An 11,950-nucleotide genomic window follows, 5' to 3' on the forward strand; every position below is an offset into this window, starting at 1 on the left:
GCCAGCGAGCAGTCGAAGCGGCTGTACTCTGGCGATTGTGGCAGCTCTGAAGGTTGTCTGGATAAATCAGGTGCCGCTAAAGCGTGCCGGTCGTCGTTCCATGAAATGCGCCACGCCTTCCTTGAAGTCATCGCTCTGGATGCTCAGGAACATCTCCCGGTTGGCCTGGGCGATGGACTCGGTGAGTGTCTGGAAAGGCGACTCGCCCAACTGCTGTTTGATGACGCGTACAGAGCGGGGCGAGACATTGAGGGCCAGTTCTTCGGCGTATTTCAGGGTCTGATCCAGCAGGGCATCCGCTGCAAACAGGCGTTCGACCAGGCCCATGCTCAGTGCTTCCTGCGCCGATACCTTGCGTGACGAAAGCAACAAATCCGCGGCGTGCCCCGGCCCGACAATGCGCGGCAACAGCCAGGCAATGCCGTGTTCGGCAATCAACCCGCGTTTGGCGAAAGCCGTGGAAAACACCGCGGTTTCACTGGCGAAACGCATGTCGCTGTACAGCGCCAGTACCAACCCCAAGCCGGCTGCGGCGCCGTTGATTGCGCTGATGACGGGTTTGCGGACGCCGGGGAAATACGAGTAACGGCTTTGGTAGTCGGCGCGACGGTTCATGTCATAGGCGCGCATCCAGGCCATTTCACTGATGTCGTCGGGTGGCAGCACCTCAAGTTCATCGATGTCCATGCCGGCGCAGAATGCACGACCGTTACCGGTCAATACGATGACGCGAACGGTGTCGTCGCGATCCAGTTGAGCGAACGCTTCGCGCAGCTCTGCCTCCATCACCTTGGTCAGTGCATTCATTTTCTCGGGGCGCATCAGGGTCACGACGGCAACGTGCTCTTGAGCGCCGAAACGGCTGAGTTCGATCTGATTGAAATTCATGATTTTTCCCTCGTGCTGGCGACGGGCATTTGAATGGCGCGTATTTCCACAAACTCCTCGATTCCGTACGTACCGCCCTCACGACCAAGGCCGGAATCACCAAAGCCACCGAACGGCGCTGCCGGGTTATAGGGCGCGCCATTGACGTCGACCTGACCGGCGCGTAGTTGAAGGGCGAGGCTCAGGGCGTGATCGGTATCGGCCGCCCACACCGCGCCGGCCAGGCCATACGCTGTGCCGTTGGCAATCTCGACGGCCTGCTGTTCGCTTTCATAGGTGGTCACACTGAGTACAGGGCCAAACACTTCCTGCTGTGCCAGTGCCGATTGAGGCGGAACGCGGCCGAAAATAGTCGGCGCAATGTAGTAACCGGTCGCCGGCACTGGCGCTTGGCTGCCGCCGGCAATCAGGTCAAAACCCTGGGATTCGCTATCAGTGATCATGGCGTGAACACGGTCCCGATGCGCCGCAGACACCAGGGGCCCCATGCGTGTGGTCGCCTCCATGGGGTCGCCTAGCGTCAGGCGAGTCACCGCGTCAGCCAGCAAGGCACGGTAGGTGTCATACAACTCGACGGGGACGAGCAAGCGCGTCAGTGAGTTGCACGATTGGCCCGAGTTCAGAAAGCATGACGCGACCACGTGGCGTACGACGTTTTCGGCAGGGGCATCCGCTGTCGCGATGCAGGCTGATTTGCCACCCAACTCCAGTGAAACCCGCTTCAGTGCCTGGCCTGCCGAGGCGGCGATACGTCGGCCCACTGCGGTGGAACCGGTAAACGAGAGCAGCGCGATGTCTGGATGATCGACCAAAGCCTGGCCGGTCGCCGCGTCGCCCAGAACAATGTTCAGCACACCGTTGGGCAGGCCGGCGGCCAGTGCCGCTTCACCCAGTGCACGTGCTGTGCAAGGCGCCAGTTCCGACGGTTTGAGGACCACGGTGCAACCGGCGACCAATGCAGCGGCGACCTTGCCGGTGATCTGGTGCAACGGGTAGTTCCACGGGGTGATAGCACCGACGACGCCGACCGGGACATGGGTGATGGTGGAGTTGCCGACCTGGGCATCCGCCAGGCAATCGACCGCCAGATCAGCCGTCGCCCGCCACGCCAGAATCGGTGCCTGCACCTGTATGCGCTGCGACAGCTTGAGCGGCATGCCGACCTCGGCGGCGATCCCTTGGGCAAGCTGAGCAACGTGTTCTTCCAGTTGATTGGCGATGCCGCGCACGAAGTCAGCCCGCGTGCTGACAGGCAGCGTTGACCACGAGGCAAAGGCATTTTTCGCGGCCTCGACGGCGAGGTCGATTTCCGATGATGTGCCATGGGCGACCTGGCCCAGCCCGGCTTCGCTCGCCGAGTCGTAGACGCGAGTGCTGTCGGCGGATTGCGCGGGCGTCCAGCGTCCGTTGATCAGGTGATGTTGATAGGCAGTCATGGTGTATTTCCTTTGCGTGCACGGGCGTCGAGAAACGCGCTCATCAAGGTCTGTGGCTCACCGCTGGCATAGCATTCGAGTTGGGCGCGGATGCCGGCGGTACAGGCGTCGTCGAAACCGGGTTGAGTGAGCGCCCGGAAGCGTTGTTTGGACAGGCGGATGGCCGTCGCGGGTAGCTGCGCCAGCGAGTGTGCGCGGACGATGGCTGCACCCAGGACGTCTGACGCAAGCTCTGTCACCAGCCCGATCTCGTGAGCGCGCTGGCCGTTGATGAGTTCGCCGGACAGGGACAGTTGCGCGTTGTGGGTCAGGCCGACATGCAAAGAGAGCAAGTAGGAGCCGACGATGCTCGCCAGGCCCGCTTTCACTTCAGGCTGACCGATGCGGGCGTCCGGCGTGGCAACCCGCCAGTCGCCACACAGCGCGAGTTGCATGCCTGCGCCGGCGGCGACGCCGTTGATGGCGACCACGCAGGGTTTGTCCAGGTCGCGTACGGCCTGGTACATGGCGCGTTGCGCGTTCAGCCAAGGCGCAATCTGCTTCCAGTCGACCGCGCTGGCTTCTTCCAGATCCTGACCCGCACAAAACGCCCGGTCACCGGCACCCGTCAGAACGACCGCTTTAACAGCCGGGTCGTCATTGAGTTGTGTCAGCGCGGTGATCAATGCGCTGCGCAGGTTTTGATTCACCGCGTTCAGGTTGGCGGGGCGGTTGAGCGTGACCAGCGCCACCTGATCCTCGATTTCAACCAGGACGCTGCGCTGTTGATCGATATGACTGATGCTCATGGTGCCTCCCGGTATTCGATAACGGCGTCGACCGCTACTACGCCTTCGGCCATGACCATGACCGGGTTGACGTCGACGCTCAGCAGGTTTGCCTGGTGTTGCAGGGCGAAATCACCCAGCGCCACCGCTGCCCGGGCCAGGGCCTTGGCGTCGAGTGGCGGTTGACCGCGCGCGCCCTTGAGTACCGGGGCAATGCGCAGTTGATCGATCGCTTCCAGCGCTTGCGCCTCAGTGAACGGGGCGAGCAGCGAAACGGTGTCCTTGCGGATCTCGACCAGGGTTCCCCCTTCACCGATCACGACCAGCGGGCCGAACAATGGATCTACTACGACGCCAAGCATGAATTCATGCAGCCCTTTGACCGAGCGCGCGACGATCAGCCGGCCGTGGGGAACACCCAGCGTGTCCAGGGCGCCCAGGCAACGATGCGCCGCGTCCTGAACCGCTTGCGGGTCGGCGAGGTTGAGATGAACGAGACCGTGCTCGCTCTTGTGGGGAACCTGCGCAGCGCAGCCTTTGATGACGATGCGCCCGCCGAAATCAGCGGCGATACGGGCCGCGCTATCCGCGTCATGGCAAACCCGATGCTCGACGACCGGCACCCCGGCGTTTGCCAGGAGGGCCAGGCTGTCTGCCTCATCAAGCAGGCCGGCGCAGGCGTTCACGGTTGTTGCCGTGGGTGCGGGGAGTGGCGAGCCTTGCCATTGGCAATGCCGGGCGTACTGACGAAGCGCCGCTACCGCTTCGCTTTCGTTGCGGAATGCCGGCACTCCGGCTTGCTGGAATTGCGCCCGGACATCCGCTTGAGGCGCGGTCATTACCACGGGTTTGCCGGTGTGTTGCATGAACCTCGCAGTGGTCTGAGCCAGCCCCGGCACATCGTAGCCGGGGCCCGCCACGGGGATCCCGATGAGAAACATGTCCGCTTCCGGGTCTTGGCCAAGCACATCGAGAACGGCAGGAAACATCCCGCCGTTGCCGAGCAGGGCGGCGGTGAGGTCCAGCGGATTTGCGGCGCTGGCGAAGTCAGGGATCAGACCTTTCAGGCGTTCCAGGGTTGGCGGCGCCAGCTCGGTCAGCGGCAGACCGACACGTTCGGCGGCATCGGCGCACAGCACACCCACTGCACCGCTGTGACTCATCACGACCGCTCGACCAGCACCCGGAGCAAAACCGCTCAGGTACAGCGGTGCTGCGTTGACCAGTTCGTGGATATCGTGTGCACGCCAGATTCCATGCTTGTCGAGAAACGCATCGAGGGCGCCATCCTGGCCCACCATGGCCCCGGTGTGGGACGCGGCGGCAGCAGCGCCCTTGTTACTCACGCCGCCTTTGAGCAGCACGATGTGGCAGCCGTTTTGACGAGCGATGTGTGCCGCCTCCGCGAGCAGCATCGGGTTCGAAACCGTTTCCACGTACACCAGAATCAGGCGGATCTGCGGGTCGTCCACGAGGACGCGAGTCAGCTCCGACACGCCCAGGTCAGCGTCGTTGCCAGTGGCTGCCAGGTAGCGAACGCCATAACCCTGCTCACGCAACATCGCGTACGGCATGACGCTCGCCGCACCGCTTTGGCTGACAATGGCGATAGGTCCGTCGGCGGGCGCCACTTCCATGAACATGGTGCTGAAATTCAGCATCGCGCCGTTGGCGAAATTGGCAAACCCTTGGGCGTTGGGGCCGATCAGACGCATGCCGTGATGGCGTGCGAAGTCCACCAGTTCATTCTGCAACTGGCGACCGCTTTCGCCGGTCTCGGCAAACCCGGAAGCCATGACCACTGCCGTCTTCACACCCAAACGGGCGCACGCCTTGATCGCTTCCACCGCCGCAGTGCCCGAGACGGCAATGATTGCTGCCTCGGGAACGGTATCCAGCGCCCCCAGATCGGGATAGCAACGCAGGCCTTGAACCGACTCGCGCTTGGGGTTGATCGGCAGGATTGTGCCGGCGTAACCCAACTTGAGCATGTAATGGATGGGCCGTCCGCCGACTTTGTTCGGGTCTTCGGATGCGCCGATGACGGCGACGCTGGACGGGTCGAACAGCGATAACGCTGCCGGGCTGATTTTATTGTTATGGGCCATGGGGGCTCTCGTTGGCTTCAGGTCTGATACGAGTCTAGGGAGCGCCATACCCATCTGGAAGTGTCATAAAGGCGATATCAGATACATCAAATAGTGATGGCTTGATGCAGGGCTGTCGTTTATGTTTCGAGCACTGGAAGAGGGCGCTGAGGGCGAGGTTGATGAATCTGAAACAGCTACAAAGCGTGCTGCTGATGGACGAGCTCGGGTCTATTTCCCGAACCGCAGTGGCACTGGGCACCGCTCAGTCGCTGGTCAGCCGGCAACTGGCGCAACTGGAGGTCGAGTGGGGCGATCAGCTATTCGTGCGCACCGGGCGTGGCCTGGTCGTCTCGGATTTTGGGCGGCTTGTGCTACCGGAGATTCGTTTGCTGCTCGCTCAGGCCGAGCGCCTGGAAACGTTGGTCAGGGAGTCCTCAGGCGTGCCGGCAGGGACGGTGCACATCGGTGTGCTGCCGTCGATGTCGAGAAGGTTGCTGCCCATGCTGTTCACCAAGCTGCAAACCCATGCCCCCGGCGTACGCCTGCATGTGGTCGAGGGCTTCAGCGGTGATCTTGATGAGCAACTGGCAGCAGGTGCGCTGGACCTGATAGTCGTTAATCGCTACGGCATATCCAACGCGCGTGACGAAGAAACCCTGGGCGTCGTTGATACGTACCTGGTGGGTAAAGCGGGAAGCCTCAATGGGCTCAAGCAATCGATCGAGTTTGCTGCGTTGGCGGATTTTCCGCTGATCCTGCCTTCTCGCCCCAACGGGTTACGGACCACCCTGGACCAGTTGGCGCGCAAACATCAGCTCTCGTTGAACGTGGCTATCGAAGTCGACACGCTGAACGCAATGAAGGATGTGGCGACGACAGGCGGAGCGTTCACCATCCTGCCTTTTCTGGCGGTGCAGGACGATGTCGAACGCGGGTTGCTCGATGCCGTGCGAATCACCAGGCCGGAGATCAAACGGACGATTGCCTTGGCGTTCACCCACCAGCATCCGCTGTCAAAGGCGGCCAGAGTGGTTGGCGTGCATGTCCGTGAATTGTCCAAGGCGCTTCTTGAGTAAATCCTGCGCTTTTGAAGAATGGTCATGCCTGGGTTTTGCTCAGTCCCGCAGCGAACCTCCAGCCGATAAACCATCAGCTGCCGCTTATGAAGCGGCAGCTTTTTTATGCCTTGAAGGCTCCACAAAATTCACCTGGAGCCAGCTTTCAAGACTTCATCCCTGCACTTAGTGACGATCCAGCCACACCGTCTGCGCGTTGCAGAATTCCCGCACGCCGAAGTGCGAAAGCTCGCGACCAAAACCGCTCTTCTTCACGCCGCCGAAGGTGACGCGCGGATCGGAGGCGCAGTAACCGTTGATGAATACGCCACCGGTTTCCAGTTCGCCGGCCATCTGTTGGGCACGTTCTACGTTGCCGGTGTAGATAGTCGCAGCGAGGCCGAATTCACTGTCATTTGCCAGTTCCAGCGCGTGGGCGGCATCGCGTGCGGTGATGATCGACGCGACCGGGCCAAACAGTTCCTGCTTGAACGAGGTCATCTGGTCGGTGACATCAGCGAAAACCGTTGGCTCGTAGAAGTTGCCGGGGCCTTCTGCTTTCTTGCCACCCAGCAACAATGTCGCGCCTTCTTCCAGGGTATCGCGCACTTGTTGATCCAGTTCATCACGCAGATCAAAGCGGGCCATCGGGCCAACGTACGTGGTGGCGGCGAGTGGATCACCGACCACCAGTTTGCGCGTGGCTTCGACGAACTTGCGTGTGAACTCCTCGACGATGCCTTGCTCGACAATCAGGCGTTTGGCCGCTGCGCAGACTTGCCCGGTGTTTTGATAGCGGCCAATGACGGCGGCTTTCACCGCATCGTCGAGGTCGGCATCGTTGAGCACGATAAAGGGGTCGGAACCACCGAGCTCCAATACACATTTTTTCAACGCTGCACCGGCCTGCGCGCCGATGGCCATGCCGGCCCGCACGCTGCCGGTGAGGGTCACCGCTGCAATGCGTGAATCTTTGATCGCCGTGGAAACGCCGTCCGGCGTGACGTTGATGACTTCGAAAACCCCTTCAGGGAATTCGGCTTGCTTGAAGGCATCCAGCAACAGGTAAGCGCTGCCCATCACGTTTGGTGCGTGTTTGAGCACGTAGGTGTTGCCGGCGAGCAGTACCGGAACGGCGCCACGTAGTACCTGCCAGATCGGGAAGTTCCACGGCATCACCGCGAGAATCGGGCCGAGCGGGCGGTATTCAATGCGCGCTTTCCCGCCCTCAACCAGTGTCGGTTCAGCGTTGAGCATGGCCGGGCCGTGCTCGGCGTACCATTCGCAGAGCTGCGCACATTTTTCGATTTCGCCACGGGCCTGACTGATCGGCTTCCCCATCTCCAGGGTGATCATGGTTGCCATTGCTTCTGCGTTGTTGCGCAAGACGTTGGCCAGGGCGATCAGCCGTTGCGCGCGTTGCGCCACCGGTGTGCCGCGCCAGACACGAAACCCGGCCGCAGCGCGTGACAGTGCGGATTGCAGCGCCGCATCGGATTCAAAAGGGTAGTGGCCGATCTGCTCGCCGTTGGCGGGGTTGATCGAAATGGCATGGGTGAGGCTGGAAACATGGGTCATGGCACCGTCCTGCGGGGTGGGGATGGGGTCAGACTACGGTGGCATTTGTTTTCTGGAAACTGAATAATACTGATCGTACCGTTCACGTTTGGAGAATGACTTGGATCTGGTTCAGCTCGAAATTTTCAAAGCTGTCGCCGAGCACGGCAGCATCAGCGTGGCCGCTCAGCATATCCATCGGGTGCCGTCGAACCTGACGACGCGGATCAAGCAACTGGAGCAGGATCTGGGCGTGGACCTGTTTATCCGCGAGAAAAGCCGCCTGCGGCTGTCGCCGGCCGGTTGGAGTTTTCTCGACTATGCCCGACGCATCCTCGACCTGGTCCAGGAGGCCCGCGCGACGGTTGCCGGGGAAGAGCCACAAGGATCGTTTCCCCTGGGGTCGCTGGAGAGCACGGCGGCGGTGCGCATTCCTGAGTTGTTGGCCGCCTATAACCAGAAGCACGCCAAAGTCGAGCTGGCCTTGTCCACGGGACCTTCCGGAACCATGATCGACGGCGTGCTCTCGGGTCGATTGGCCGCTGCGTTTGTCGACGGGCCGGTGCTGCACCCGGCACTGGAGGGCGTGCCGGCCTTCGAGGAAGAGATGGTGCTGATCGCGCCGCTCAACCATGCCCCGATCCACCGCGCACAAGACGTGAACGGCGAAAACATCTACGCCTTTCGTTCCAATTGCTCTTATCGCCACCACTTTGAAAGCTGGTTCGCCAAGGACGCCGCAGTGCCCGGCAAGATTTTCGAAATGGAGTCCTATCACGGCATGCTGGCCTGTGTCAGCTCCGGTGCTGGCCTGGCGCTGATGCCGCGCAGCATGCTCGAAAGCATGCCGGGCTGCACCACCGTGAGTGTGTGGCCGTTGTCTGAGTCCTTTCGCTATTTGCGAACCTGGCTGGTGTGGCGCCGGGGGACGGTGTCGCAAAGCCTGACCATGTTCGTGCGTTTGCTCGAGGAGCGATGCGCAGCGGCGGACCTGCTGACTTGAGCGAATCGCGCCGCCATCGATCAGCAGATTCTGCCCGGCCGAAATAGCAGGGCTGCGCAAAAACCGTCAGTGCGAATGACGCGGCTCGCCGCCACTTCGAGCGATGACCCGCATATGCAGGGTGGCCGGCTCCAGGCATCCGCCCGTCGATAACTGTCCAACCAATTGCCGGTACAGCTCTTGCCACGGCGTTTGGGACGCGGGGATGTTTGGCGTCCACTCGGCGCGACGGCGGGCCATTTCGGCTTCGTCGACCAGCAGGTTTACCGATCTCGCGTTGAGGTCCACACGCAGGCGGTCGTTGGTTTTCAGCAGCGCCAAACCTCCGCCGACAGCGGCTTCCGGGGACATGTTGAGGATCGAAGGGCTGGCCGAGGTGCCGCTCTGGCGACCGTCGCCCAGGCACGGCAGAGAGTCGATGCCTTGCTTGATCAGTGCTGCCGGTGGCGCCATGTTCACCACTTCGGCGCTACCGGGGTAGCCCACGGTGCCGGCGCCACGAATCACCAGGATGCAGCGCTCGTCGATTTCCAGCGCCGGGTCGTCGATTCGGGCGTGATAGTCCTCCGGACCTTCGAACACAATTGCCCGTGCTTCAAAGCTGTTTTCTGCGCCTGGCTCGGACAGATAAGTCTTGCGGAACGCCTCGCCGACCACCGACATTTTCATGATTGCGCTATCGAAGAAGTTGCCGCTGAGAACGATGAACCCCGCGCGATGTTTGAGAGGGGTCTCGAAGGGATAGATCACGTCAGCGTTGCTGGTCAGACTGCTGCTGACGATTTCGCCGATCGTCTTGCCGCTGACCGTGGCGCAGTCTTCGTGCAGGCGCCCGGCTTTTTGCAATTCATGCATGACCGATGGCACGCCGCCCGCGCGATGGAAACCTTCGCCCAGGTATTTGCCGGCCGGCATGCAATTGACCAGCAGCGGCACATCTTCGCCAATCCGTTGCCAGTCATCCAGGCTCAACTCGACACCCATGTGTCGGGCGATGGCGATCAGGTGCGGAGGGCAGTTGCTTGACGCGCCGAGCGCCGACGCGACGGCGATGGCGTTTTCGAAGGCTTCGCGGGTCATGATGTGTGACGGGCGTACATCCTGCATCACCAGTTCGCAAATGCGCTTGCCGGTGGCGTAGGCCATTTGACCGCGCTCGCGGTAGGGCGCCGGAATACTCGCGCAACCCGGCAACGACATGCCCAGCGCTTCGGCCAGTGCGTTCATCGACAGTGCGGTGCCCATGGTGTTGCAGTGACCCACCGAAGGCGATGCCGCGGTGGTCATTTCCATGAAGCCTTCGTAATCGATTTCACCGGCCGCCATCAGGTTGCGCGCGTGCCAGAGCACGGTGCCGGAGCCGATCAGTTCGCCCTTGTGATGACCGTCGAGCATCGGCCCGCCGGACAGCACAATGGACGGCAGGTCAGTGGTGGCGGCGGCCATCAGGCAGGCCGGGGTGGTCTTGTCGCAACCGGTGGTGAGTACAACACCATCCAGCGGATAACCGTGGAGAATCTCCACCAGTCCCAGATAGGCCAGGTTCCGATCCAGTGCGGCAGTAGGCCGGCGTGACTGTTCGGCGATCGGGTGGACGGGGAATTCCATGGGGATGCCACCGGCATCACGAATGCCGGCCTTGACCCGCTGCGCGAGTTCCAGATGATGACGGTTGCAAGGTGTCAAGTCGCTGCCGGTCTGGGCGATGCCAATGATCGGGCGACCCGATTGCAGCTCTTCTCGGGTCATGCCGTAGTTCATGTAGCGTTCGACATACAGGGCAGTCATGTCCGCGTGGGCAGGGTCGTTGAACCATTGCTCGCTGCGCAGACGGCGTTTAGGGGTGTCACTCATGATTCATGTCTCTCTTGTAATTGGATGAATCGACAATCTGTTCTGGATCAGCGTGGCAGCAGTCCTCGGGACGCCAGGTTACGCAGCAAGGCGCTCACGCCAAAGGTCCAAGGCGTTGCCTCGCAGCTGTGGGTCACCTGATTGTGCAGGCTGCCGAGCAACGGGCTGCTGATGCTGACCCGGTCCCCCAGTTTGTGGGTGAAACCACTGCCGACATGATCGCGATCTTCGGTAGGCGCGAACAGGGTACCGAGAAACAGCAGGAAACCATCGGGGTATTGGTGGTTGGCGTTGAGGGTCTGGCCAGCGAGGTCCTGCGGGTCACGGCTGATCTGGCTCATGGAGCTCGATCCGTGCATCCGGTAACCGTCCTCACCTTGCACCTCAAGGTCGACCACGCAGGCACGGACATCGTCCAGGCTGAAGTGCTCGTCGAACAGGCGGATGAACGGCCCGATCGAGCAGGATGCGTTGTTGTCCTTGGCCTTGCTCAGCAGCAGCGCGCTGCGGCCTTCAAAGTCCCGCAGGTTGACGTCATTGCCCAGGGTCGCACCGTGAATCTGCCCGCGACTGTTCACCGCCAGCACCACTTCCGGTTCCGGGTTGTTCCACTGCGAACCCGGATGAATGCCAATCCGGCTGCCGCTGCCAACAGAGGCCAGAACCGGTGCCTTGGTGAAGATTTCCGCGTCCGGACCGATGCCCACTTCCAGGTATTGCGACCACATGCCTTGTTCGATCAACAAGGCTTTCAGACGCATGGCCTGCTCTGAGCCAGGAACGATCGAACGCAGGTTGTCACCGATCACACCGTGCACGGTGGCCCGCACGGCTTCGGCTTTGGCGGCGTCGCCACCGGCCTGCTCCTCGATCACACGCTCGATCATGCTGGCGGCGAATGTCACGCCGGCGGCCTTGATCACCTGCAAGTCCAGAGGGGCCAGCAGGTAAGGTCGGGACGGGTCGGCGTCAGGTCCGGTGTTGGCGAGCAAGGCTTCGATGCTGGCAATGAAGGTGCCCGGCGTCTCGCGCACTGCCGACAGAGGAGCGTCCGATTCCAGCAAGTCACTCAGGGTCGCGAAGCGCTCCGACAGATCGAACACGCCGTCGGCGCGCAGGACGATCGGCGAAGGTCCGGCGATCTGGCCTGGTACCCAGGCGCGACCGATCAAGGTACCGGCGACGCCATCGACGGGCAGGGTGTTTTCGGGAGTAAGCAATAGCGACATGGGGCATCTTCCTGGTTCGTAAAGACTTCACGCTAGGACGGACAGTCGATAAACTCCAATGAGATAAATTC

At 61.7% G+C, this 11,950-nt stretch carries 9 protein-coding genes; 2 read left to right on the forward strand and 7 right to left on the reverse strand.

All coding sequences use genetic code 11. The annotated features are described in order from the left end of the window. Positions 1-66: 66 nt before the first annotated feature. From KGB25_RS13620 to KGB25_RS13635, 4 genes are read right to left on the reverse strand one after another with little or no spacing between them, the layout of a single operon-like run. On the reverse strand, positions 67-888 hold the full coding sequence (locus tag KGB25_RS13620; protein ID WP_192228349.1) for an enoyl-CoA hydratase: 822 nt from the start codon (positions 886-888) through the stop codon (positions 67-69). Next, positions 885-2,324 carry an aldehyde dehydrogenase family protein gene (locus KGB25_RS13625; RefSeq protein WP_223435198.1) on the reverse strand — a complete coding sequence of 480 codons (1,440 nt, stop codon included), beginning with the start codon at positions 2,322-2,324 and terminating at the stop codon, positions 885-887. The genes KGB25_RS13620 and KGB25_RS13625 overlap by 4 nt, the downstream gene beginning before the upstream one ends. After that, positions 2,321-3,112, reverse strand: a complete 792-nt coding sequence (locus KGB25_RS13630; RefSeq protein WP_223435199.1) for an enoyl-CoA hydratase/isomerase family protein — start codon at positions 3,110-3,112, stop codon at positions 2,321-2,323. Before KGB25_RS13630 ends, KGB25_RS13625 begins: the two co-directional genes overlap by 4 nt. After that, positions 3,109-5,199 (reverse strand): acetate--CoA ligase family protein, encoded by a 2,091-nt coding sequence (locus tag KGB25_RS13635; RefSeq protein WP_223435201.1) that lies wholly within the window; start codon positions 5,197-5,199, stop codon positions 3,109-3,111. Before KGB25_RS13635 ends, KGB25_RS13630 begins: the two co-directional genes overlap by 4 nt. A 161-nt stretch (positions 5,200-5,360) precedes the next feature. Here KGB25_RS13635 and KGB25_RS13640 point away from each other — a divergent pair, with 161 nt between their 5' ends. Next, positions 5,361-6,257 (forward strand): LysR family transcriptional regulator, encoded by an 897-nt coding sequence (locus KGB25_RS13640; protein WP_192228345.1) that lies wholly within the window; start codon positions 5,361-5,363, stop codon positions 6,255-6,257. A 165-nt stretch (positions 6,258-6,422) separates the two neighbouring features. Here KGB25_RS13640 and KGB25_RS13645 read toward each other — a convergent pair whose 3' ends face one another. Next, positions 6,423-7,814, reverse strand: a complete 1,392-nt coding sequence (locus KGB25_RS13645; RefSeq protein WP_223435203.1) for an aldehyde dehydrogenase family protein — start codon at positions 7,812-7,814, stop codon at positions 6,423-6,425. 100 nt (positions 7,815-7,914) lie between these two features. Between KGB25_RS13645 and ptrR the strand changes: the two genes are divergently transcribed. Further along, positions 7,915-8,796, forward strand: a complete 882-nt coding sequence (gene ptrR / locus KGB25_RS13650) for a putrescine utilization regulator PtrR (RefSeq protein ID WP_008024741.1) — start codon at positions 7,915-7,917, stop codon at positions 8,794-8,796. A gap of 66 nt (positions 8,797-8,862) precedes the next feature. Here the strand turns inward: ptrR and KGB25_RS13655 are convergent, their stop codons facing one another. Together KGB25_RS13655 and KGB25_RS13660 are read right to left on the reverse strand one after the other, a co-directional pair. Then, positions 8,863-10,650 carry an IlvD/Edd family dehydratase gene (locus KGB25_RS13655; protein WP_008024776.1) on the reverse strand — a complete coding sequence of 596 codons (1,788 nt, stop codon included), beginning with the start codon at positions 10,648-10,650 and terminating at the stop codon, positions 8,863-8,865. Positions 10,651-10,697: 47 nt separating this feature from the next. Beyond that, the gene (locus KGB25_RS13660; protein ID WP_008024778.1) at positions 10,698-11,879 is read right to left on the reverse strand and encodes a fumarylacetoacetate hydrolase family protein; all 1,182 of its coding nucleotides are present in this window, start codon (positions 11,877-11,879) and stop codon (positions 10,698-10,700) included. Between the last annotated feature and the right edge of the window lie 71 nt (positions 11,880-11,950).

The sequence above is a fragment of the Pseudomonas sp. BF-RE-21 genome, assembly GCF_019947305.1.
Lineage (GTDB): Bacteria > Pseudomonadota > Gammaproteobacteria > Pseudomonadales > Pseudomonadaceae > Aquipseudomonas > Aquipseudomonas migulae.